Genomic DNA, 25,444 nt, shown 5'->3' on the forward strand with positions numbered 1-25,444 from the left:
GGCAAATCCTACGCAGCCTGTTCGCGACCTGCGTTGTGATCGAACAACGTCCGCGCTGCTGCCGCCAGCAGATCCGTTTGCGAAATCAGTCCAAGCACATGATGGTCGTCATCGACGATGATGACCGCGTGAATTGTTCCGCTGCTGAGCGCCGGAAGCAAGCTCATCGCCCGGTCGTCCTGGCGCGCGACTACTGGCGTCGCAATGTTGCTGCCGACGGTGGCGCCGGGCTCGGTCAGCTCCCTCAGTCCGACTGTACCGACAAGCCGCTCGTTTCCATCCTTTACGGGGATGGTCCGGATATTGTGTCTGAGAAGCAACGAGCGCGCGGCCTCGCTGCTGTCGTCTTGATGGACGCAGATGACGTCGCGCGACATGATGTCCCGGCACAGGATGTGAGGTGTCGCCCGAATTGCCGCCTGCAATTCCACCTGGCGCAGCACCCGATCAAGATCTTCCCGGCTGATGTCAAACGTTTCGTCCAACGCCTCGAGCGCGGCATCGACATCCGCGCCGGTAAAGCCGACCCGGCGATTGGCGGGCGGATCAATGGTCGCGTGCATATTTGCGGGCGGAGCGACGACGTGCGGGTAGTTGCGTCTCGCCAGCTTGTGAAACAGGATCCCGAGAGCCACCAGCAGGCACGAGTTGAGCGCGACGGGCACCAGCGGGAACAGGAGGCCCCAGCTCGCCACGACAGGGCCGCCAAGCACTGCCGTCAACGCAGCGGCGCCGCCGGGCGGATGCAGGCAGCGCGTAAAGGACATCGCCGCGATCGCGATCCCCACGGCAATACCAGTTGCGATCAGCGGATCCGGCACGAACATAGCTGACAGAACCCCCACGAAGGCGGAGATCGTGTTGCCGCCGACGATCGACCACGGCTGGGCAAGCGGGCTTGTGGGAACCGCAAACAGCAGAACCGCGGATGCGCCCATCGGCGCCACGATCAAGGGAAGGCTGGCACCGCCACCAAAGATACTGCCGCTGATCATACCGGTCAGGAGGATACCAACCAGCGCTCCGAGACACGCAATCAGGCGCTCCCTCAATGTCGCACCCGCTAGGATCGGCGCGAAGAAACGACGGCCCGGCGGTTGCGAGGGCGTCTGGTTGGGCGAATTGGTCATGCAGTCACCTGTAAATGGCAGCGCGTAGGTTGAATATTTCAGTGGGCGCCAGCGTCGGTATGCAATGCGCGGCGCAGGATTTCGATCGCAGGGGAGCTGGCCTCCCTACGATAGATGAGCAGTGTCTGAATTTCACGCAATGAATGGGTTCGAGCGTCGCCTGGCCAGTCCATCAGTTCGAATACGGATCGTGGCACTACACCGATCGCGTCACCGGCTGCAACGCTCGCCAGTATGGCGTGATAGGAGGAAACCTCCTTGGTCGCAATCGTCGGCGACGGACGTGCCCATTGTTCCGCGACACGGCGGTACGTGCATCCGGGTTCGAGCGCCGCCAACCAGCTCACACGCACGTCCAGGGCGGTTTTGATCGGCGGATGCGACGCGGGCAAGACGATCAATACGTCTTCGCGGTAGATCGGATCTCCATCGAGGTCCTCGAGCGGGTCGGGTCTCGGCATCGCGATATCGCTTGGCAAACGTGCGATCAGCGCACAGTCGATTTCTTCAGCGAGCACGGCTCGGGTCAGTTCCTCCGTCGAGCCCATTGTGAGCCTCAGCGCCAAATCCGGGTGCGTTCGGTTGATCGTCTGCAGAACCGTCGGCAGGCGGCTGGCAGCGGTACTCTCCATGCTGCCCAGCCGCAAGACGTCCGGCATTGCCGTCGGCTTCAGCGCGTTGCGCGCCTCGTCACCGAGCGCCACCAGCCGTGTGGCGTAGGAGCGAAAAAGACGCCCCTCGCGCGTCAGCGTCATCTTCTTGCCGTCGCGGCTGAACAGGCCGACGCCCAATTCTTCCTCGAGTGCGCGAATACGGTTGGTGACGTTGGATGGCGCACGGCCAATCTCGGTGGCGGCGCGGGTCACGCTGGTGCGCTCGGCTACCAGCAGAAAAATCTCAAGGGTCGTGAAGTCCATTTTATCTACGAAGGGAATGAAGCCGCTTTATTGTTCTCGAATGGGAAATGATAATCAAGGTGATCTCGTGAAACTGCGTTCGAAACATTCCCGGAAACGGAGAAAGGCCATCGACCATGTGCACGCCTGATGAGGACGATCTTCCGCCGCGCTTTTCATCACCGCCTTGCCTGATGCACGAGGTGGATCCGGCCTATATGGGCATGGAATCTCCAGAGGCGATCTCGATTGTGCAATGGCGGGAGCAAGAGAGAAAAAGGCTGATATCCGCGCGACAGGGCATTCCGATTGCAGAACGGACCGCACGGACAGACGCGATCGTTTCTGCGCTCGACCAACTTCTGTCCAACGTTCGAGGCGAAACGATTTCGCTGTATTGGCCGTTCCGTGGTGAACCGGATCTGCGCTCCTGGATGAACACGCTCATTGCCCGCGGCGCCGACTGCGCATTACCGGTGGTGCTCGCCAAGGCAAAACCTCTCGGCTTTCGATCCTGGCGCGCTGGCGAGGCGCTCGAGAGGGGTGTTTGGGGGATCCCAATTCCGACCGAGGGGCGGGATGTTCAGCCGACCATCGTCATCGCCCCGCTCGTCGGTTTCGACGAGAGCGGTTATCGCTTGGGTTATGGTGGGGGCTATTACGATCGTACACTCGCCGTGCTTCAACCGAAGCCATTCGTGATCGGCGTTGGGTTCGAACAGCAGAGAATGGAGAGCATCAGGCCACAATGGCACGACATCGCGATGGATGCGATCGTGACCGAAGGGCGAACGCTTTCATGCACCGTCGGTCAAGGGCGCAAGGGTGCGAGTTCCGCGAACTGCAGATAGAAGCCGAGCGACAGGATGGTGACCGCGAGCGCAACGGTACGTGAGGCGAACCGCGCCGCCAGCCATGAGAGCGCTATGCCGGCGACGACTGCCATTACCCCCAGTGATGGCCCCTGATGACTGAACGCCAATCCCAAAGCGGTCAATCCAGCTGACATCGCGAGCGTTGTTCGCACCGCATCGCCGCGCGATTGCTGGGCGCGGCCATTGCGCACGAAACTCAACTCCGTCAGGCTGAAGGCCATTGAAACGCTCAGCAGCAGCGACAGCAGCAACCCACTCCACATCATCCGACAATCCCTTGGTTGGATGTTTCAGACAGAGTGAAGCAAGAGTTGGGCCACCTGAAACGGTGTTGCATTTGCACGACCGCGCGTCCGATTTGCGGGAAAAACCGGCCAGTGCCAGGCAAACTGCACGTTCCTTGTGCAAATCACGCGGTCGCTGAGGCATGGGCATGATCCGCTTTGAGGTCACGCTCGCTTTCCAGGACGACGGGTAGTCGAAGCAAGCCGTGGCGATGCCCGCAACTCGCGCGCGTCGCTTTCGATGCGTGGGGCAGGTGCTGTTTTCGTGATTTGCCTGTAGGCTTGTTGATCGCTTCTAGAGGCAACCGGGAGGGTGTCATGAGTGGCCATGTCTACAAGAAGGTAGAACTTGTCGGCAGTTCGAAGTCTTCCGTTACGGAGGCGATCGAAACGGCGATCGCGCGGGCGTCGAAAACCATGAGAAATCTCCAGTGGTTCGAGGTCGATCAGATCCGGGGCCACATCAAGGACGGCGAAGTGGCGCACTATCAGGTGGTCATGAAGGTCGGTTTCCGGATCGACGACTGACGCGCGGCCGGGCGGGTCTTCGGCAGTTGCCGGTTACTAGAATCTGTCGACTCTGCTAGTCAGGTTGAACAGTCTGTCGACCCTCGCGTGAAGCGAGGTCGCTGCCGGTGTCCTCAATTGTTGCCCGGTCGAACAGGATGACCGAACGGCAGGCGTTCGCCGTCTAACAGAGCTCAATGGATGGATGACGATGGCTGAACGACGACATGGCGAAGCGCCGCCGAAGATAGATATCACGATTGCCGGTGCGGACTGGTATGGCCGGCAGATCGATCGCGAGCGTCATCAGAACACTCTGTTCGTCGATCTCGACCTGACCGAGGCGCAGACCGTTGGTGTCGTCTTCCACGAATGCACCTTCCGGCGGGCGCGCTTCAATGCCTCGTCGCATCAGGCGGGTGCCTTCGTGAATTGCACTTTCGTGTCCTGCAAATTCTTCGACAGCCGGTTCACAGAGTGCAAGTTCGTCGGCAGCATGTTCGATACATGCGACTTCGACCAGATGCAGGTCTCAGGCGGCGACTGGTCCTTCGTCAGCTTGCCCGGCGCCGGTCTCGGCCGCGCATCCTTCAAGGAAACCCGCTTGCGGGAGGCAGACCTTACCGGTGCCTCCTGCAAGGGTGGCTCGCTGAGAGACGTCGATCTCTCCGGCGCGTGGCTGCACGGCATCGATTTCACAGCCTGTGATCTCAGGGGCAGCGACCTCAGTGCGATCGAACCGGAAAACGTGCACCTCAAGGACGCGATCATCACGATCGACCAAACCATCACAATCGCCGAGGCATTAGGCCTCGACGTGCGGCAGAAGTGAACCCTCCTCAAGAACTTGGATGCGTTGATGAAGGACAGGCGCGCGCCATTGCGTTCTGGCTGGTGACAGGCGAACGGCGAGCCCTCCGGACCGCGAACCACAAGCCAGATGTGCGGCTGATCGCTACCCGCCACCCTCCATTTGGATATCCGGCGCTCGCCCCTATCGCGAGACCGGTGTGCCTCCCGACGGCTCAGGTCACTCCGCGGTCAGACCGTCAAAGACTTCGAGCATGGCATCGCTGATGGCTTTGCCGAGCGCGGCGGCAGTTTCCCCCAGCGTATCCTCATTCATGTCGCGAGCGGCCATAGCAAAGGCGGCGCCCTCGGCCGTGACGATTTCCTGGGCGCGCTGGATTGCCCAAAGTGCGAAGTCGCTGCGGCCGCTGATCTCGACGGTTTCCATGATTCTCCTGATTGGTTTGACCGAGTGGCTTATAGCCGATTTAGCAAATATTGGAGCCACGCGCTGGGGCGCGTTCGAAAGATCCACATGCGTCTCGCCTAGATCTGATCGTTTCGGATGAGAAAGGCCCCCGGACAGTCGGCACTCCATCGTCTCAAGGACGGCGGGCGGGCGCTCGCGCGCAGTTGAGCGATAGGCAAAGTCCGACGCTGAGATCAGCACCGCCTAGCCCGAATTGAGGAGTTCGCCACCCTTTTGATTCGTTGCCTTTAATGGCCGTCGCTGTCACCTTGATAGCTCGTGAATGGCCACCGGACGGGCTGTATGCTCGCCGGATTCATTGCCGGTCACTCACGGCATTGTTTGTAGAGACATTTTAGGCCTGTCGTGAATTACGGGACGGAGGAGGAGCCGCCCCGTCTCACGCCTGCGAGATGTCTCATGTCCGCCAGCTTCGGTCAACGTAGCCGTGCACTTCCGCGCTGCGTGGGTTACTTTCCGATTGTCTGTGGGATGTAGACGACAGCCTGATCACCACCGTCCGAAAATGCGCCGCCGACGGCGAGATAGGCGGTAATGGCGAGGGCTGAAAGAAGCATGATTCCGACCGGCAGTCCGGTTGATGCCCTTTGTTCTGGCCAACGCTCCCTGTCGTACATCATCGGTTCCTTTCGTGGCGCTTCAGCATCGGGCGAGGGCGCCCGGCGGAATAGAAACGCCGAAAGACGGGGAGGGTTCCCGACCTTGCCACAGTTGAACGGACGCATGGGCCCTATCAAGCGCCGAAGACAAGGCGCGCTTCGTCGGTTGTCGGCGGTGCACTCATGTATTGAGAACAAAGCGATCGACGGCAGCCAGCGACTGCTTTGCGCAGCGTTGCTGTGCGCGAGCCCGGTCGGTAAGGTGACATCCGGCATCGAATCGCTTCTTTTCGTCGGTGCAGGTTGACGGCGCGTTCAAGCCCGCGGGAGGGACCGGCAAGCTGCTTTCGGCGAACCGGATATCCCGTTTTGGAGCATTTTTCTTGGAAAGCCCGCATACTGCATAAAGTTGTAGGTACCCTGGAAATGGAATATCCATAAACTCGCGCTAGACCGATCGTTATTGGTGAATCGGGAGCGGTGGATGCGAAGAGAAGTACAGTTCAACGGGCAGAGGGACTGGCGAATCGCGCGATATGTCATCGGTGGCATTATTGGTTTTGCCGTACTCGCGCAGGTTTTGGTCTATCTCAGCCTGGTGGCTCTCGTCGATCGGCCCTATGCGGCGGCCGTGGTTGGCGCCGCGTTGATATCCCTGTTGATGGGCGTGCCGCTGATCGTCCTCGCGGCGACGCAGTTTCGCCGGGCCCAGCGCCTTCGCAACCAGATCAACCATGTCGTCGCCCACGATGCCACGACGGGCTGCGTAACCGGCCGCGGGCTGGTCCAGCAGGTCAATGGCCTCGAGCGTCGCCGGCAACGCGCCGGCGAAGAGCTTCACGGAGCACTCATTCATCTCAGGATCAACAACCTCGACGATGTCGGTGCGGCTTTCGGTCCGGCCTGGAGCGAAGAACTGCTCCAGTTCGTCGCCTCCACGATCAGCACCTCGGTGCGGCGCGATGACATCGTCGCTCGAACCGGCCCGGCAAGCTTCGACGTTCTTTTGGTCGGCGCGAGCGAGTCGGATGCCGAGCACGTTTCCATCCGCCTGACGAAGGCATTGGCTTCGGCACACTTCTCGGCAGACGGGAGCAAGGTCGATCTGGCAATTAGCGTCGGCGGCGCATTGTTCGACGGCAGCGTAGATCTCGAACGGTTGCGCCGTGCGGCAGCATCCGAAACTGTATTGGTTGCCAGCGAGGGAACGCAAACCGTCGATTTCGTCCGGCTGCCTTCAGCGTGATTTACTGGGTGCCGGCGCCAGTGACGGGAAGACGGGTAATCTCCGCTCGCAGCGGCTGAGGCCATAGTGAGGAATTCGCGCTGCCGTTGCGTTGACGGCGACGTTGCAACGGGCCGAAGCGCCTTGTTACCTTGGGCAGAAGCGGCTGATTTATTTTATTTCAATAGGTTAACGGTTACTCTTCTCGCCACACGAATGTTCCATTTTTGCAACATAGCCGTGCGAAAGCTTGGGGCGCCATAGAACCACCCCAAAATTGGTGGCCGCGTTATATTACCTCTGTATTATCTATCGGTAAATTTCGGCAGTTGTAACGCACGCTCGGATTCGCCAGCATGACGTACGGATTGCGAGGGGGATAATATTGAAAGTGGGGAAAACTTTTAAGGGCGGACTTTTTTCCATTCTGCTCGCGTCAACCGTATTTGCAGGTGGCGCGGCCGAAGCGATGACGCTGAGGGAAGCGCTTCAGATCGCGATGGAATCGAACCCGGAAATCGGGCAGTCGATCGAGAACCGCGAGGCAATCGAGTTCGAACTGCGGCAGGCGCGCGGTCTCTATCTGCCGAGCGTCGACATGGAAGCTTCGACGGGCGTTCAACATCTTGAGGACGAAGCCCGTCGCCTTGGTTCCATTGAGAACGATCCGCTCTATCCTTCCGACGTCGGGCTGACCATTACGCAGAAGCTCTTCGATGGCGGTGGTCGTCGCGCCGAACTGGAGCGTCAGGCGGCGCGCGTCGACAGCGCCTCCTTCCGGGTCCTCGAACGGTCCGAGACGATCGGTCTGCAGATCGTCCGCGAATATTTCGAATATATTCTCCAGCAGCAGATCGTTGCGGAAGCGCGCAAGAACGTCGGCGTGCACCAGTCGATCCTGTCGGATATCAGCTCGCTGATTTCAGGTGGCGCCCTTACCGATGCGGATCGCCAGCAGGCGAGTGAACGCCTGTTGTCGGCCAAGGCCCGTCTGCAGGAAGCAGAGGAATCGCTCGAAACCGTCAAGATCAGCTTCAACCGCCTGGTTGGCCAGCCGCTCACGAAGCCGTCCATGCCGAAGTCGGTGGCCGGCATTCTGCCGAAGACGCTCGAGACGGCAATCGGTATCGCCCGCGGCAGCAATCCGCGCATCAAGGCCGCCGATTCCGACATCAGCGCTGCGGATTCGCAGGTCAAAGCGGCACGCTCGAACATGCTTCCGGAAGTCTTCGCCGAAGGGCGTGTGCGCACCGGCAACGATATCGACGGCGCGACCGGCAACAGCTGGGATGCCCAGGCGCGGATCGTGGCGAAGTGGAACCTCTATCGTGGCGGCATTGATATCGCCAACGAGCAGGAGCAGATGCGCCGCGCAAGCGAACAGCGGCTGGTCTTCCACCAGGCACATCGCGAGGTCGAGGAAGCCGTTCGCATTTCCTGGGAACGCCGCAACAGCCAGTACGAGATCTCCCGCACGCTGAACGCGCAGGCTCAGATGAACGTACAGCTCGTCGAGTCCTATCGCGAACAGCTCAAGGTCGGGCAGCGTTCGCTGCTTGACGTGCTCGGCGCGCAGAATTCGCGTTTCAATGTCAGCGTTCTCGCGAAAACCTCGCAGTACGCCGCTCTGTTTGCCGAGTACCGCTTGCTTGCGGCTACCGGCCAGCTCCTTTCTACGATGCAGATCAAGGCGCCGGCCCAGGCCGAAGCCTATGCCCGCAACGAGTTCAATGTTCCGGATACGCCGCCCACGGAAACCTATCGCCGTGTTCCTTCGCGCCAGACGAACGACTTGCCGCTCGATTTGTTGGCGCCGATCCGGCAGAAATGATAGTCCTCGTCAAGGTGGACACAATCGGTGGTAGTGCAAAGCATTGACAGGCATGTGCAGATCGGCCCGTCTTTGACTGGCTTTTCCGAGGCGTTCAAGGAGATCTGTATCTTCTTGAACCGCCCCTCGTCCGACAGCGTGCTTTATTCCGACGTTCCTTTTGACGCGCGGTTGCCGAGCGCCGAGGACGTCTCACGTATTGCGGAGCGGGTCGGCCTGGAAACGGAAATCGTTTCCGGGCGCGCGATCAGCAATCGTGATTTCGTGTACCCGCTGCTGCTCGTCTTTCGTGACGGCAGCGCCATGGCGCTTTTGGAAGAGGCGCCTGACGGCACGTTGAACCTTTCGAACAGAGCAGTTGCCCCCGGCGAAGCGGCGGTGAAACTGTCTGAGTTGCAGCTCGGCGGTCTCGCCTATGCCTTGTCCTTCTCAGCCACCTATCTCAATACGGCGTCCGGCCGCGGCGTCGGTGAGGCCCGTAACATCGACCGCCGGCATTGGCTGACGGCCACGGTCAAGCCATTCTGGCAAGCCTATGTGCAGGTGGCGATCGCGGCCTTTTTCATCAACGTGCTGGCGCTGGCCGCGCCGCTCTTTACGATGAACGTCTATGACCGGATTCTGCCGAACAAGGCGATGGCGACACTTTGGGTGCTGGCGCTCGGCATCAGCACCGCCATTCTGTTCGACTTCCTGCTCAAGACGGTTCGTGCCGCGCTGATCGACTTTGCCGGACGGAAGGCTGACCTGAAGCTCTCCTACATGCTGTTCGAGAAGATACTGCATGCGACGATGGCATCGCGGCCACCTTCGACAGGCGAATACGCCAACCGAGCGATGCAGTATGAATTCGTTCGCGAGTTCTTCACCTCGAATACGCTCAGCACCCTCATCGACAGCCTTTTCGTCTTTGTTTTCATCGCAGCGGTCTACGCGGTCGCAGGCTGGATCGCGCTCATCCCGGCGGTCGCGTTCCTCTTGAGCGTGTTGATCGGCTATGTCGCGCAGTACAAGATCGGCAACCGCGTCGCCGCCGCCTCGAACGAATCGGCCCAGCGCCAGGCGCTATTGGTAGAGACGATCAGCGCCATCGAGACGGTGAAGACGCTGCATTCGGAAAAGCAGCTTTTGCGCCGCTGGAACGAACTGGCCAAGCACTCTTCGAACACGGCCGAGCAAATCAAGGAGATCTCCTCCTGGGCCTCGCACGCGACGCAATTCGTGCAGCAATTGGTGACGGTCTGCATTGTCGTCGCCGGCGCTTACGAATTCACTGAAGGCAACATCTCCTCGGGCGCGATCATTGCGGCCAGCATGCTTTCCGGCCGCGCCGTCGCGCCGCTGGGGCAGATTGCGATGACGCTGGCACGGCTGCGTCAGGCGATTTTGTCGCTGCGCATCCTGAATGCGGTGATGGAGCAGCCGGAGGATCGGCCGGACACGATCGGTTTCGTCAACCGCGAGATCCGCAACGGTAGCATCACTTTCACCAATCTCGATTTCGCCTATCCGGGGACCGACTACAAAGTGGTCAGCGGCATGAACGTTACGTTCAAGGCGGGCGAGCGTGTTGGCATCATTGGCCGTATCGGTTCGGGAAAGACCACGCTCGGCCGGCTTCTCGCAGGTCTCTACGCGCCCAGCGCCGGCCGTATTCTGCTCGATGGCGTCGATATCCGGCAGTTGCATCCCTCCGTCGTCCGCTCGGCCGTCTCCTTCGTGTCGCAGAATTCCGACCTGTTTTCCGGCACCATCAAGGAAAACCTGCTGATGGCGAACCCGACAGCCAGCGATGAAGAGGTGGTCGCGGCAGCGCGGCTTGCCGGCGTCGACGACTTCGTCTCCCATCATCCGCGTGGCTATGACATGCCGGTCGGTGAGCGCGGTTCCCAGCTTTCGGGCGGGCAGCGCCAGGCGGTCGCCATTGCCCGGCTGTTGTTGCGCAAGCCGAAGGTGGTGTTCCTGGACGAGCCTTCCGGGGCAATGGATCTCGCCAGCGAGCGTGAGCTGATCAATAAGCTCTCCAATGTGTTCAGCAGCGATGTCACCCTTTTGATCTCCACGCACCGTCACAGCATGCTGAGCCTCGTCGATCGCCTGCTTGTTCTCGACCGCGGGCGCCTCGTCGCCGATGGCCCGAAGGCCGCGGTCATCGAACAGTTGCAACGACGCTCCGGTCCTGCCGGACCGGCCGAGGGGGCGGCGCTATGATCCACGCTCTCGACATGACGACGAAGCAATGCCTGTCCGCAAGCGGCGGGAGGGGACAGCATGACTGAGAAACCGCCGCTCGCCGCTCGCGCCGGACTGCTTGTCATTGGCCTGCTGATCAGTTGTTTCGTCGCCTGGGCGGCGATTGCCGAAGTGGACGAAATCGCACGTGGTGAAGGCAAGGTCATTCCCGTCTCGAAGACGCAGATCATCCAGTCGAGCGAGCCCGGCATCGTGCGCGAGATCGCCGTGCAGCTCGGGCAGGTCGTCCGTCGCGGCGATCTGATCCTGCGGCTCGACGATACGGCCAGCGGCTCCTCGCTTGGCGAGCTCGAAGCAAAGGCGCGGTCGCTACGCGCGCAGATAGCGCGGCTGGAACTCGAAGAGAGTGGGGCCTACGACGCCAAGTACAATTGCCCCGAGAATATCGCCAAGGTCGCACCGGCTATCTGCGCCAACGAGGAGCAACTGCTCCAGGCGAAGGCTGGAAACTTCAATAACAAGCTGTCGGTCATGCAGGCGCGCGAGGGCCAGCGTCAGAAGGAACTGGCGGAGGCGCAAGCCAACATCACCCGGCTGACCGAGAGCCTGCAGGTCACGGAACGGGAACAGGGACTTATCGAGCCGATGGCCAAACGCAAGCTCATCGCTCAAACGGAGCTGCTGCGGGTCGAAAAGGAATTGACCGACACCCGGGGACAGCTCGCCCTCTGGAAGCAATCGGTCGGCAAGCTGGAGGCGGCGCTCGAGGAGGCGTCGCTGCAGGTCACCGAACTCTCCCTGCAACTGAAGCAGGAGGCCCTGGCCGAAAAAACGGAGGCCCTCTCGCAGCTTTCCGTGATCGACGAAACGATCCGCGGGGCGACCAGCCGGGTCGCCAACACCGACATCCGTTCCCCGGTCGACGGCATCATCAATACGTTGGATGTCAACACGGTCGGTGCCTATGTGACGCCGGGCGCAGTGATCGGCGGCGTCGTGCCGACGTCGGAGACGCTGCTCGTCGAGGCGCGGCTTTCGCCGCGCGACGTCGCCTTCGTGCGTCCGGGCCAACCGGCCTTGATCAAGGTCTCCGCCTATGACTTCTCGATTTATGGCGGCCTCGGCGGCATCGTCGAAACCGTCAGCGCCGACAGTCTCGTCGACCAGAACAATGGCGAGACCTATTATCTCGTGCGCGTTAAAACCGACACGGCTGCGCTGGTGAAGGACGGGCGGGAATACGCCATCATGCCGGGCATGATCGCTTCGGTCGATATCATGACGGGCAAGAAGACGATCCTTGCCTATCTGATGAAGCCGATCAACAAGGCGCGTGAGGAAGCCCTGCGGGAGCGCTGATGAATGAACGAAACGCAGCCTCCACCGTCCGATGAGGACCTGAGCGCGCTGCGGTTCCGCGTCGTCACCGTTGGCGGTCAGCGCCGCGGGATCAAGCTCGAGGAAATCTATTGGCAGTGTCTTGGCGAGCTTGCCGCGCGGCAGGGACGAAGACTTGCGGATATCGTTGCAGCTTGTGAACGACAGCTTGAAGGCGAGGGGAATTTGACGGCGCGACTGCGCTATGTCGCCACGCGCTACATGCGCGACCAGCTTATCGGTGCGAGGCAACGCAGCAATCTGGCGATCGTCGCCGGTCAGGTGCGCGCCAGCCCAACGCCTGCCTTTGCCCTCACGGGAAACAAGAACATCGTCGCCTTCAACCCCGCGTTCCTCTCCTTCGTCCAGTCGCGGGTGCTGCGGTCGCAGCAACCGCAGCCGGCGCGCGGCTTGAGGCTCGCATTCGATGTTCAGTTCGTCGATCTTGTCCGTCGTTTGAAGGCAGCTCCAGGCGAGCCGCAGCCCGCGGGCTTCACCATCGGCGTGCAGGGGCAGGTGACGCGCGGCAAACTCAACGCCGCACTGGCCCCGCTGGCCGACCAGGATGTAATCATCGGCTTCATCCTGGCCTGAGCGCTCGGAAGTGCTGCCTGCCGCGATGACGGCTGGGCGGCATTCATAGCCTGCTTAGGGAAGGCATCGACGTTGGAGCCGACATTCAGCGAACCGCAATGCCCTCGCCGGGCATGACATCCGCGAGAGGTGCGGCAGACGCAACCTTATCACCGGTCGTTTTAATGCCATGGATCCAGGAGCGATCGGCGCTGACCGAAAAGAGCGCCTGATAGCTCGGAAGCGCGCGGTCAAGCTTCACCTCGTCACTCAGGTTGTCGAGAATGAAGTGGCCCTGGCTCGTCGTGATTGCGAGCACCGCGTGATAGAGGTTGCGCCGGACATCGCGAAGTACAACGATCGACATGGCCTCTGACGGCAGACCGGCCGCCTTCAGGGCAGCCATCTTCAGGATGGCATAGTCTTCGCAGTCACCCTTGCCGCGGGCAAGAATTTCATCCGGCTTTGCCCAGTAGTCCTTGGAGCCGTAGTTCTCCGCGTCCGGCTGGTAGCGCACGATCCGGTTCACCGTGCGGTTGATGCCGCTGATTTTCTGGCGGAATGCAAGACCGTTGGCGTTTTCGATCGCCTTGCCGAGAATGCCGCGGGCGGCACAACCACTCTCCTGTGCGCAGCCGTTGAAGTCCGCCGCCACGACTGCCGGATAGACGGTCTTCCATTTGCGCGCCACTGGGATTGAAGAGACGCGGAAGGCGACCGAATGGAACACGGCGGAGGGTTCCGACTCTGCCGCTGCCTGGCCGCCGAGGCTCGGGCGCGCAGTCACCGCCACCTTCTGCACCTGCCGGCTCTTCAGAGCCTCGGAAGCCTGCTTCGACAAGGTGTTGATCGTCTCCGTGGCGACGGCTGCCAGGGGGCTTGCCATGCTCAGCAGCTGCTGGAAGAGACCAGCGTGGAGCATACCGGACTGGCCCGCCTGAACGGATGATGTCGCAGATAGCGACACCAGGCCGATCGCGAACACCGAAGTCTTCAGGTATTTTCCGCAGTGCATCCAGCTGTTCTTGTTCATTGCCGTGTCTCTCGGTTTCGTGAGGACACTGTACGAATGAAAAGAAAAATGCCGGTAAAGCGGTATGTATTATTTAGTGTGCTTCGGAACAATACGTTTTGTGTAAAATTTTATTCAAATTTTATACTTGTGTATTCTTTCGGATCAGGTCGCCAGCCCACCTTGTAGACACACCAATAACATCGTCATTGGCGGCATGTCGCGTGGATTGCAAACCGCGACCGTTTGTTTCGCAGTTCTTCTTGAGGTTCCCTAAGCGATAAGCCTGCACGTCGAACCAATGGAAGGGCTTAGGTGTCGCCGAGCACGATTTCGGGGCCACTCTTTCGAGTCGCCGTGCCCGCGCGGAAGATGGTTATGGACCAATGACCAGAAATACTAAATTTGTACTAAGCTCACCAATTTTGGGTGTTAGCATAATATATTATGCTGTTTTTCGCTAATCCCTCAGCCCCCGATTGCGCTCCAAAAAGCTTGGTGTTTTCTTGCTCGCAAAGGTCGAGGGGTATTTCTATGGCAACCGAAGGCACCACAATTTCGAACGAAGCCGCCGCTACGCAGGCAGAGGCAATCGAGTTCCGCAACGCGCCGGATGGCAAGGCTGACCGACTGGTGGCGCAGGCGGCGACGGGAGCTGAGGGAGAACCCCAGCTCGTCGACCCGGCAACCGGAGCGCCGGTGAAAGGCGCCGAGACAGCGCCACAGACGCCGCCCATGCCCGCGACGGTCACAGCCGATGCTTCGAACGTGGTGCACCTGCCCGCAGGCGCGTCGATCGAGAAAATCAAGGTCGTCGGTACCGATATCGTTTTGGAACAGCCGGACGGCTCGACGATCACCATTCACAACGCCGCATTGAAGGTTCCGACCTTCGTCATCGGCGATGCTGAAATCCCGCGCGAAACCCTGGTGGCCGTGCTCGGCGAAAACGGCATCAACGTTGCAGCGGGTCCGGACGGCAGCATCAGCGTCGTCTCGAACCAGAGCAGCGGCGGCGGTTTTGGTGACGCCAACGCGGACATTGGCCAGGCCGGACCGGTTATCGGTCTGTTGCCGCCGACCGCCCTGGAATTTCCGACCCTCGAGGCGACCGAGCTTCTTCCCTTTACGCTTGACCCAAATGACAACCCGTCGATCATCCCCGATGGCGGCAGCAGCGATCCCAGCGGTATCCTCGTGAGCGACCGGCAGGTCGACGAAGCTGGCCTCGCCAGCGGATCGCGCGCAGGCGATGGCAGCGCTTCGGTCAATGGCATCTTCACGATCTCCGATCCGGACGGCCTGGGCGATGTCGCCAGCCTGACGATCAACGACCAGACTTTCACAATCGGCGGACTCGTCGGCCAATCGGTCGTGGGCCTGTTCGGCGTGCTGACCATCACCGCGTACAACCCCGCCACTGGCGCGGCGCAGTATACCTATGAACTGACGAGCCCCGTTACTGGCTCCGGCCCGGGCGCAAATGTCGAGCAGGACCGGGATACCTTCAATCTGAGGGTCACCGACGTTGACGGCGCGATCGGTACGGCGACGCTGCGCGTGGATATCGTCGACGACGTTCCCTCGATCGGCATCACGGATCCGGCCTCGTCCAACGTGGTCGAGGGCCAGGCGCTTGCCGGCAACTGGACGCTTTCGACTGGCGCTGACGGTGTCAGCACCGTGAATGTCACGGTCGGCAACACCACCCAGACCCTGGCGCTGACGGCAGGTCAGTCGGTGGTGTTCGCGCTTGCCGAAGGCACACTGACGGTCAATGCCGACAAGACCTGGTCGTTCGCTGCGGCCAGCAACCTCAACAATGCCGGTGGCGTCAACGTCACCTTCTCGCTGTCGGCCGCGGATGCCGACGGTGACACGACGAGCGACAGCCAGACGATCAGCATCACCGACGGTGCTGGCCCGACGGTCGATCCGCTTGCGGCCTCCGCATCGCTGACGCTCGACGACCAGACCCTTGCGGACGGCTCGACGCCGGGTTCAAACACGAGCGCCGGCACGATCGGCTTTGCGGCCGGTACGGATGCGATCGCGACGATCGCGTTTGGCGACACCAGCGGCCTGACCGGGGCACTGACCTGGGATCGCGTCTCCGACACGCAGATTATCGGCCGCGCCGGCGGCGTGGCGATCGTCACACTTGACCTGGTGCGCAGCGGCGCCAGCGCCACGGTGACGGCGACGCTGAACGACAACTACGCCAGCCATCCCGGCATCAACGCCGACGACCTTGCGAGCCTCGGCTCGGTCAAGGTGATCGCCTCCGACACGGATGGCGACACGGCCGAGGGCACGGTGAACGTGTCGGTCTCCGACGACGTTCCGGTTATCGGCATCACGGATCCGGCCTCGTCCAACGTGGTCGAGGGCCAGGCGCTTGCCGGCAACTGGACGCTTGCGGCCGGCGCTGACGGTGTCAGCACCGTGAATGTCACGGTCGGCAACACCACCCAGACCCTGGCGCTGACGGCAGGTCAGTCGGTGGTGTTCGCGCTTTCCGAAGGCACACTGACGGTCAATGCTGACAAGACCTGGTCGTTCGCTGCGGCCAGCAACCTCAACAATGCCGGTGGCGTCAACGTCACCTTCTCGCTGTCGGCCACGGACCCCGACGGTGACACGACGAGCGACAGCCAGACAATCACCGTCACCGATGGTAGTGGTCCGTCGATCGAAGCGGAGGCGGGAACCGCATCGCTGACACTCGACGACCAGACCCTTGCGGACGGCTCGACGCCGGGTTCGAACACGAGCGCCGGCACAATCGGCTTTGCGGCCGGTTCGGATGCGATCGCGACGATCGCGTTCGGCGACACCAGCGGCCTGACCGGGGCGCTGACCTGGGATCGCGTCTCCGACACGCAGATCGTCGGCCGCGCCGGCGGTGTGGCGATCATCACGCTCGACCTGGTGCGCAACGGCGACAGCGCGACGGTGACGGCGACGCTGAACGACAACTACGCCAGCCATCCCGGCATCAACGCTGACGACCTTGCGAGCCTCGGCTCGGTCAAGGTGATCGCCTCCGACACGGACGGCGACACGGCCGAGGGCGCGGTGAACGTGTCGGTCTCCGACGACGTTCCGGTAATCGGCATCACGGATCCGGCCTCGTCCAACGTGGTCGAGGGCCAGGCGCTTGCCGGCAACTGGACGCTTTCGGCCGGCGCTGACGGTGTCAGCACCGTGGACGTCACGGTCGGCAACACCACCCACACCCTGGCGCTGACGGCAGGTCAGTCGGTGGTGTTCACGCTTGCCGAAGGCACGCTGACGGTCAATGCCGACAAGACCTGGTCGTTCGATGCGGCCAGCAACCTCAACAATGCTGGTGGCGTCAATGTCACCTTCTCGCTGTCGGCCACGGATGCCGACGGTGACACGACAAGCGACAGCCAGACGATCACGGTGACGGATGGTGCTGGCCCGGCGGTCGATCCGCTTGCCGCCTCCGCCTCGCTGACGCTTGACGACCAGAACCTTGCGGACGGCTCGACGCCGGCCGGTTCGGACACGAGCAGCGGCACGATCGGCTTTACGGCCGGTTCGGATGCGATCGCGACGATCGCGTTCGGCAACACCAGCGGCCTGACCGGGGCACTGACCTGGGATCGCGTCTCAGACACGCAGATTATCGGCCGTGCCGGTGGTGCTGCGATCGTCACCCTCGACCTGGTGCGCAACGGCGACAGCGCGACGGTGACGGCGACCCTGAACGATAACTATGCCAGCCACCCCGGCATCAACGCCGACGACCTTGCGAGCCTCGGCTCGGTCAAGGTGATCGCTGCCGATACCGATGGCGATACGGCCGAAGGCACTGTCTCGGTCTCCGTCTCCGACGACGTACCTTTGGCGTCGAGCGAAGCCGGTGGGAACGTCTCGGAAGGCACGACGATCAGTGGCTCGTTCGACTTTGCGGCTGGCGCGGATGGCGCAACGCTGACACAGATCAACGGCACCTCGGTCGGTGCTTTCGATGCAGTCACCGGTTGGTCCGCATGGATCGATGTCGGTGCAGGCTCGATCCGGGTCAAGGCCGACGGCAGCTACGAGTTCCAGGCGGATGCTCCGACGGTCGGAGCATCTCTGCCGGTCAACGGTACCTACACGGTGACGGACGGCGACGGCGACACGTCGACGGCAAACTTCGGCTTCTCGGTGACGGATGCCAACACGCCGACCGGTGGCGTGGCGTCTGCGAATGTCGACGATGACGGTCTGGCTGGCGCCAACCCGGCTCCGGTTGCCGTTGCAGCGATCTTCTCCGGCATGCTCGGTGGCGCTGTCGGTGGTGACGGTGCGGGCACGAACGGCTTCTCGTTTGCCGGTTTGCATGGCACGAGCGGTACGATCGGACAGGAGACGGTAAACTACAGCTGGAGCGGCAACACGCTGACGGCAACGGGCCCGCGCGGCGTGCTGTTCACGGTGACCGTGACGAACGCGGCCACGGGTGCCTATACGGTCGAGCTCAAGGATAACGTGCTGCATACGGCTGGTCCGAATGGCGAGGACAATGTCTCGGTCGGCCTCGGCTACACGGTCACCGACGCGGACAACTCGGTTGCCAACGGCACACTGACCGTCAGCTTCAACGACGACGTGCCTTCGGCGGCGAATGAAGCCGGCGGGGCTGTGCCGGAAGGCACGACGATCAGCGGCTCGTTCGACTTTGCATCTGGTGCGGATGGAGCAACGCTGACGCAGATCAACGGCACCTCGGTCGGTGCTTTCGATGCGGTCACCGGTTGGTCCGGCTGGATCGACGTCGGCGCAGGCTCGATCCGGGTCAAGGCCGACGGCAGCTACGAGTTCCAGGCGGACACGCCGACGGTCGGAGCATCTCTGCCGGTCAACGGTACTTACACGGTGACGGACGGCGACGGTGATACGTCGACGGCAAACTTTGGCTTCTCGGTAACGGATGCCAACACGCCGACGGGCGGCGTGGCGTCTGCGAATGTCGACGATGACGGTCTGGCTGGCGCCAACCCGGCTCCGGTTGCCGGTGCAGCGACCTTCTCCGGCACGCTCGGCGGCAATGTCGGTGTGGACGGTGCGGGCACGAATGGCTTCTCCTTTGCCGGTCTGCATGGCACGAGCGGCACGGTCGGCCAGGAGACGGTGAACTACAGCTGGAGCGGCAACACGCTGACGGCAACGGGTCCGCGCGGCGTGCTGTTCACGGTCACGGTGACGAACGCGGCTACAGGTGCCTATACGGTCGAGCTCAAGGACAACGTGCTGCATACGGCTGGTCCGAATGGCGAGGACAATGTCTCGGTCGGTCTCGGCTACACCGTCACCGACGCGGACAACTCGGTTGCCAACGGCACACTGACCGTCAGCTTCAACGACGACGTGCCTTCGGCGGCGAATGAAGCCGGCGGGGCTGTGCCGGAAGGCACGACGATCAGCGGCACGTTCGACTTTGCATCTGGTGCGGATGGCGCAACGCTGACGCAGATCAATGGCGCTCCGGTCGGTGCTTTCGATGCGGTCACCGGCTGGTCCGGCTGGATCGACGTCGGCGCGGGCTCGATCCGGGTCAAGGCCGACGGCAGCTACGAGTTCCAGGCGGATGCTCCGACGGTCGGAGCGTCTCTGCCGGTCAATGGCACCTACACGGTGACGGACGGTGACGGCGACACGTCGACGGCAAACTTCGGCTTCTCGGTGACGGATGCCAACCAGCCGACCGGTGGCGTGGCGTCTGCGAATGTCGACGATGACGGTCTGGCTGGCGCCAACCCGGCTCCGGTTGCCGGTGCAGCGATCTTCTCCGGCACGCTCGGTGGCGCTGTCGGTGGTGACGGTGCGGGCACGAACGGCTTCTCGTTTGCCGGTTTGCATGGCACGAGCGGTACGATCGGACAGGAGACGGTAAACTACAGCTGGAGCGGCAACACGCTGACGGCAACGGGCCCGCGCGGCGTGCTGTTCACGGTCACGGTGACGAACGCGGCTACAGGTGCCTATACGGTCGAGCTCAAGGACAACGTGCTGCATACGGCTGGTCCGAATGGCGAGGACAATGTCTCGGTCGGCCTCGGCTACACGGTCACCGACGCGGACAACTCGGTTGCCAACGGCACACTGACCGTCAGCTTCAACGACGACGTGCCTTCGGCGGCGAATGAAGCCGGCGGGGCTGTGCCGGAAGGCACGACGATCAGTGGCTCGTTCGACTTTGCGGCTGGCGCGGATGGCGCAACGCTGACGCAGATCAATGGCGCTCCGGTCGGTGCTTTCGATGCGGTCACCGGCTGGTCCGGCTGGATCGACGTCGGCGCGGGCTCGATCCGGGTCAAGGCAGACGGCAGCTACGAGTTCCAGGCGGATGCTCCGACGGTCGGAGCGTCTCTGCCGGTCAATGGCACCTACACGGTGACGGACGGTGACGGCGACACGTCGACGGCAAACTTCGGCTTCTCGGTGACGGATGCCAACCAGCCGACCGGTGGCTCGGCGTCTGCGAATGTCGACGATGACGGTCTGGCTGGCGCCAACCCGGCTCCGGTTGCCGGTGCAGCGATCTTCTCCGGCACGCTCGGTGGCGCTGTCGGTGGTGACGGTGCGGGCACGAACGGCTTCTCGTTTGCCGGTTTGCATGGCACGAGCGGTACGATCGGACAGGAGACGGTAAACTACAGCTGGAGCGGCAACACGCTGACGGCAACGGGCCCGCGCGGCGTGCTGTTCACGGTGACCGTGACGAACGCGGCCACGGGTGCCTATACGGTCGAGCTCAAGGATAACGTGCTGCATACGGCTGGTCCGAATGGCGAGGACAATGTCTCGGTCGGCCTCGGCTACACGGTCACCGACGCGGACAACTCGGTTGCCAACGGCACACTGACCGTCAGCTTCAACGACGACGTGCCTTCGGCGGCGAATGAAGCCGGCGGGGCTGTGCCGGAAGGCACGACGATCAGCGGCACGTTCGACTTTGCATCTGGTGCGGATGGCGCAACGCTGACGCAGATCAATGGCGCTCCGGTCGGTGCTTTCGATGCGGTCACCGGCTGGTCCGGCTGGATCGACGTCGGCGCGGGCTCGATCCGGGTCAAGGCCGACGGCAGCTACGAGTTCCAGGCGGACACGCCGACGGTCGGAGCATCTCTGCCGGTCAACGGTACTTACACGGTGACGGACAGCGACGGTGATACGTCGACGGCAAACTTTGGCTTCTCGGTAACGGATGCCAACCAGCCGACGGGCGGCTCGGCGTCTGCGAATGTCGACGATGACGGTCTGGCTGGCGCCAACCCGGCTCCGGTTGCCGGTGCAGCGATCTTCTCCGGCACGCTCGGTGGCGCTGTCGGTGGTGACGGTGCGGGCACGAACGGCTTCTCGTTTGCCGGTTTGCATGGCACGAGCGGCACGGTCGGCCAGGAGACGGTAAACTACAGCTGGAGCGGCAACACGCTGACGGCAACGGGCCCGCGCGGCGTGCTGTTCACGGTCACCGTGACGAACGCGGCTACAGGTGCCTATACGGTCGAGCTCAAGGACAACGTGCTGCATACGGCCGGCCCGAATGGCGAGGACAATGTCTCGGTCGGCCTCGGCTACACGGTCACCGACGCGGACAACTCGGTTGCCAACGGCACACTGACCGTCAGCTTCAACGACGACGTGCCTTCGGCGGCGAATGAAGCCGGCGGGGCTGTGCCGGAAGGCACGACGATCAGCGGCTCGTTCGACTTTGCATCTGGTGCGGATGGAGCAACGCTGACGCAGATCAACGGCACCTCGGTCGGTGCTTTCGATGCGGTCACCGGTTGGTCCGGCTGGATCGACGTCGGCGCAGGCTCGATCCGGGTCAAGGCCGACGGCAGCTACGAGTTCCAGGCGGACACGCCGACGGTCGGAGCATCTCTGCCGGTCAACGGTACTTACACGGTGACGGACGGCGACGGTGATACGTCGACGGCAAACTTTGGCTTCTCGGTAACGGATGCCAACACGCCGACGGGCGGCGTGGCGTCTGCGAATGTCGACGATGACGGTCTGGCTGGCGCCAACCCGGCTCCGGTTGCCGGTGCAGCGACCTTCTCCGGCACGCTCGGCGGCAATGTCGGTGTGGACGGTGCGGGCACGAATGGCTTCTCCTTTGCCGGTCTGCATGGCACGAGCGGCACGGTCGGCCAGGAGACGGTGAACTACAGCTGGAGCGGCAACACGCTGACGGCAACGGGTCCGCGCGGCGTGCTGTTCACGGTCACGGTGACGAACGCGGCTACAGGTGCCTATACGGTCGAGCTCAAGGACAACGTGCTGCATACGGCTGGTCCGAATGGCGAGGACAATGTCTCGGTCGGTCTCGGCTACACCGTCACCGACGCGGACAACTCGGTTGCCAACGGCACACTGACCGTCAGCTTCAACGACGACGTGCCTTCGGCGGCGAATGAAGCCGGCGGGGCTGTGCCGGAAGGCACGACGATCAGCGGCACGTTCGACTTTGCATCTGGTGCGGATGGCGCAACGCTGACGCAGATCAATGGCGCTCCGGTCGGTGCTTTCGATGCGGTCACCGGCTGGTCCGGCTGGATCGACGTCGGCGCGGGCTCGATCCGGGTCAAGGCCGACGGCAGCTACGAGTTCCAGGCGGATGCTCCGACGGTCGGAGCATCTCTGCCGGTCAACGGTACTTACACGGTGACGGACAGCGACGGTGATACGTCGACGGCAAACTTTGGCTTCTCGGTAACGGATGCCAACACGCCGACGGGCGGCGTGGCGTCTGCGAATGTCGACGATGACGGTCTGGCTGGCGCCAACCCGGCTCCGGTTGCCGGTGCAGCGACCTTCTCCGGCACGCTCGGCGGCAATGTCGGTGTGGACGGTGCGGGCACGAATGGCTTCTCGTTTGCCGGTTTGCATGGCACGAGCGGTACGATCGGACAGGAGACGGTAAACTACAGCTGGAGCGGCAACACGCTGACGGCAACGGGCCCGCGCGGCGTGCTGTTCACGGTGACCGTGACGAACGCGGCCACGGGTGCCTATACGGTCGAGCTCAAGGATAACGTGCTGCATACGGCTGGTCCGAATGGCGAGGACAATGTCTCGGTCGGCCTCGGCTACACGGTCACCGACGCGGACAACTCGGTTGCCAACGGCACACTGACCGTCAGCTTCAACGACGACGTGCCTTCGGCGGCGAATGAAGCCGGCGGGGCTGTGCCGGAAGGCACGACGATCAGTGGCTCGTTCGACTTTGCGGCTGGCGCGGATGGCGCAACGCTGACGCAGATCAATGGCGCTCCGGTCGGTGCTTTCGATGCGGTCACCGGCTGGTCCGGCTGGATCGACGTCGGCGCGGGCTCGATCCGGGTCACGGCCGACGGCAGCTACGAGTTCCAGGCGGACACGCCGACGGTCGGAGCATCTCTGCCGGTCAACGGTACTTACACGGTGACGGACAGCGACGGTGATACGTCGACGGCAAACTTTGGCTTCTCGGTAACGGATGCCAACCAGCCGACGGGCGGCTCGGCGTCTGCGAATGTCGACGATGACGGTCTGGCTGGCGCCAACCCGGCTCCGGTTGCCGGTGCAGCGATCTTCTCCGGCACGCTCGGTGGCGCTGTCGGTGGTGACGGTGCGGGCACGAACGGCTTCTCGTTTGCCGGTTTGCATGGCACGAGCGGCACGGTCGGCCAGGAGACGGTAAACTACAGCTGGAGCGGCAACACGCTGACGGCAACGGGCCCGCGCGGCGTGCTGTTCACGGTCACCGTGACGAACGCGGCTACAGGTGCCTATACGGTCGAGCTCAAGGATAACGTGCTGCATACGGCCGGCCCGAACGGCGAGGACAATGTCTCGGTCGGTCTCGGCTACACCGTCACCGACGCAGACAACTCGGTTGCCAATGGCACACTGACTGTCGCCTTCAATGACGATGCGCCTTTGGCCGTCTTACCCGACCACGCGATCGTCACCAATGCGGCAGGAAGTCCCGTTATCTTTGAACTGGATCAGGACGGAACGCTCAACAACAACTATGGCGCTGACGGCGCTGGTACTGTGCGGTTCCCCAGTTCACTTGGAAGCCAAGCTAGCGGCCTAACGGCTAATGGCGTTCCGATTGTGTATCACGTCTCTCCAGACGGGCTCACCCTCACGGGCTTCGCCGGTGCGACTTCAATCTTCGTTATCAATCTCAATCCCACCAATGCCACTTATTCAGTCGACATGAACGGGAAAGTTGACAGCACCACAAATGTTTCATTCAGTGGCAGCAGTTACGATTTCGTTGGTGGCAACGCTCCGTGGGCCGGTTTCATCGCTGCAGGCGAGACCGTCTCGCATCCAATTGACAATAACAGCCCGGATCTGCTGCTCACGCCCGCGATCAACGGTCTTCCGGCTGGTACCATCAACACCTCGGCCAACTCTGGGGGTGTCAGTGGGGGAGGAAGCGTCGGTAATGGCGAGACATTCCGAATTGATTTCGTGACTGACCTTAGGGGAGATCCAAGCGGCACTGGTGGTGGCGACTACGATGTTCTGTTGAAGCGCGACCATGTTTTCGATGCTCACTACACGGTCAACGGGTCAACCGCTAGCTTCATCTCAGATGGCAGCACGGTCAAGATTACCGCATTTGACGACCCGGACGGTGACACGATAGTAGGTAACGGCAGTAAAGATGCTGTCACGGCCGTTGTCATAGCTTACAACGGCTCGAGCCAAATCGTTGACCTGACACCCGCACTCCAGCAGACCTACACGATCACCGTCGGCGGACACACGTTCACGGTTAGCGAAAATCTCGACGGTTCGGTCAGCGTCGGGAACGTGTACGGAGACAATAGCCAGTCAACACAGATTGGTATCTTTACTGCGAACGGCTACAATAGCGTCGAATATACTTGGGCTGCGGGGGACCCCTTCAAACTTGGTCAATTCGGCGCTGCCGTACCAACCACCAAGCCAGTCTCCTTTGACGTGCCGATCGAAGTCGTCGATGGTGACGGGGATAGGGCGTCGAGTAGCATAGACGTCACACTCACGGCGGCGGGGCAGGGCATTCAAGACTATTCGCTTGCTGCTAGTGGGCAAACTGCAACCGCTACGTCACCAAATCCGCACATTATCGGTTCGGATTTAGACGACACACTTAACGGGAATTCATCTGACAACGCGCTCGATGGGAATGCCGGAACCGATTTTCTTTATGGTAATGGGGGCGATGACATCCTTTATGGTGGGACCGGCTCCGACCATATTAGCGGTGACGCAGGAGTTGACACGTTCGTGATCGACGCAGACTCCTTACTCCCCGGCATTGATGACGTCATCACCGACTACAACTACGCCGAAGGCGATACAGTCGATCTGACGGCTCTGCTTGGCAATCTGCCCACGGGAACGAACCTCGACGGCAACTTCGTCCAGGTGGTCCAGGACGGACTGAACGCCAATCTACAGGTCGATACTGATGGCAGCGCTGGCAATGCTTCCGCCTGGCACACGGTCGCGGTGCTGGAAGACTTCCAGGTTTCGACCGAGGTGGTGAAGATCCTGTTCACCGAAAACGGTGCGCCGAAGACACAGGACGTTTCATAAACGCTACGTCGATCTCGACAGTACGGCGGTTCTCGGTAATCATCCGGGGACCGCAT

Annotated in this window: 14 protein-coding genes; 9 read left to right on the forward strand and 5 right to left on the reverse strand. The window is 62.0% G+C overall.

Annotated elements, in window-relative coordinates; all coding sequences use genetic code 11:
• Positions 1-8: 8 nt before the first annotated feature.
• Positions 9-1,130 (reverse strand): CBS domain-containing protein, encoded by a 1,122-nt coding sequence (locus ACN9MO_RS21480; protein WP_113737196.1) that lies wholly within the window; start codon positions 1,128-1,130, stop codon positions 9-11.
• Between the two features lie 38 nt (positions 1,131-1,168).
• The gene (locus ACN9MO_RS21485; RefSeq protein ID WP_113737197.1) at positions 1,169-2,047 is read right to left on the reverse strand and encodes a LysR family transcriptional regulator; all 879 of its coding nucleotides are present in this window, start codon (positions 2,045-2,047) and stop codon (positions 1,169-1,171) included.
• A 116-nt stretch (positions 2,048-2,163) separates the two neighbouring features.
• On the opposite strand from ACN9MO_RS21485, the gene ACN9MO_RS21490 reads away from it, so the two are divergent.
• The gene (locus ACN9MO_RS21490) at positions 2,164-2,877 is read left to right on the forward strand and encodes a 5-formyltetrahydrofolate cyclo-ligase (RefSeq protein WP_113737198.1); all 714 of its coding nucleotides are present in this window, start codon (positions 2,164-2,166) and stop codon (positions 2,875-2,877) included.
• On the opposite strand, the gene ACN9MO_RS21495 is transcribed toward ACN9MO_RS21490, so the two are convergent.
• The gene (locus tag ACN9MO_RS21495; protein WP_113737199.1) at positions 2,838-3,167 is read right to left on the reverse strand and encodes a hypothetical protein; all 330 of its coding nucleotides are present in this window, start codon (positions 3,165-3,167) and stop codon (positions 2,838-2,840) included. The two genes, ACN9MO_RS21490 and ACN9MO_RS21495, sit on opposite strands and share 40 nt — an antisense overlap.
• A 336-nt stretch (positions 3,168-3,503) precedes the next feature.
• Here ACN9MO_RS21495 and ACN9MO_RS21500 point away from each other — a divergent pair, with 336 nt between their 5' ends.
• Positions 3,504-3,713 carry a dodecin gene (locus tag ACN9MO_RS21500; protein ID WP_425987695.1) on the forward strand — a complete coding sequence of 70 codons (210 nt, stop codon included), beginning with the start codon at positions 3,504-3,506 and terminating at the stop codon, positions 3,711-3,713.
• A gap of 190 nt (positions 3,714-3,903) precedes the next feature.
• A complete protein-coding gene (locus ACN9MO_RS21505) occupies positions 3,904-4,524 on the forward strand; it encodes a pentapeptide repeat-containing protein (RefSeq protein ID WP_057249718.1) in 621 nt (206 codons plus the stop codon).
• A 198-nt stretch (positions 4,525-4,722) separates the two neighbouring features.
• Here ACN9MO_RS21505 and ACN9MO_RS21510 read toward each other — a convergent pair whose 3' ends face one another.
• The gene (locus tag ACN9MO_RS21510) at positions 4,723-4,929 is read right to left on the reverse strand and encodes a hypothetical protein (protein ID WP_057249614.1); all 207 of its coding nucleotides are present in this window, start codon (positions 4,927-4,929) and stop codon (positions 4,723-4,725) included.
• Positions 4,930-6,054: 1,125 nt separating this feature from the next.
• Here ACN9MO_RS21510 and ACN9MO_RS21515 point away from each other — a divergent pair.
• The 5 genes from ACN9MO_RS21515 to ACN9MO_RS21535 all read left to right on the forward strand — a co-directional run bounded on the left by ACN9MO_RS21515 (position 6,055) and on the right by ACN9MO_RS21535 (position 12,790).
• A complete protein-coding gene (locus ACN9MO_RS21515) occupies positions 6,055-6,816 on the forward strand; it encodes a diguanylate cyclase domain-containing protein (RefSeq protein ID WP_113737200.1) in 762 nt (253 codons plus the stop codon).
• A 361-nt stretch (positions 6,817-7,177) separates the two neighbouring features.
• Positions 7,178-8,626: a TolC family outer membrane protein gene (locus ACN9MO_RS21520; RefSeq protein ID WP_425988173.1), complete on the forward strand. Its 1,449-nt coding sequence runs from the start codon at positions 7,178-7,180 to the stop codon at positions 8,624-8,626.
• A 33-nt stretch (positions 8,627-8,659) separates the two neighbouring features.
• Positions 8,660-10,837: a type I secretion system permease/ATPase gene (locus tag ACN9MO_RS21525; protein WP_113737201.1), complete on the forward strand. Its 2,178-nt coding sequence runs from the start codon at positions 8,660-8,662 to the stop codon at positions 10,835-10,837.
• A 60-nt stretch (positions 10,838-10,897) separates the two neighbouring features.
• Complete coding sequence (locus ACN9MO_RS21530; RefSeq protein WP_057249622.1) at positions 10,898-12,178, forward strand: HlyD family type I secretion periplasmic adaptor subunit; 1,281 nt, start codon at positions 10,898-10,900, stop codon at positions 12,176-12,178.
• Between the two features lie 3 nt (positions 12,179-12,181).
• Positions 12,182-12,790, forward strand: coding sequence for a ribbon-helix-helix domain-containing protein (locus tag ACN9MO_RS21535; RefSeq protein ID WP_113737202.1), 609 nt, complete (start codon positions 12,182-12,184; stop codon positions 12,788-12,790).
• Between the two features lie 85 nt (positions 12,791-12,875).
• On the opposite strand, the gene ACN9MO_RS21540 is transcribed toward ACN9MO_RS21535, so the two are convergent.
• Complete coding sequence (locus tag ACN9MO_RS21540; RefSeq protein ID WP_244495581.1) at positions 12,876-13,802, reverse strand: transglutaminase-like cysteine peptidase; 927 nt, start codon at positions 13,800-13,802, stop codon at positions 12,876-12,878.
• Between the two features lie 513 nt (positions 13,803-14,315).
• On the opposite strand from ACN9MO_RS21540, the gene ACN9MO_RS21545 reads away from it, so the two are divergent.
• Entirely contained in the window at positions 14,316-25,388 is an 11,073-nt protein-coding gene (locus ACN9MO_RS21545) for a type I secretion C-terminal target domain-containing protein (protein WP_425987702.1), read from the forward strand.
• Positions 25,389-25,444: the final 56 nt, after the last annotated feature.

Origin of the sequence: Ensifer sp. R-19, from assembly GCF_049905105.1 — a bacterium.
GTDB lineage: Bacteria > Pseudomonadota > Alphaproteobacteria > Rhizobiales > Rhizobiaceae > Ensifer.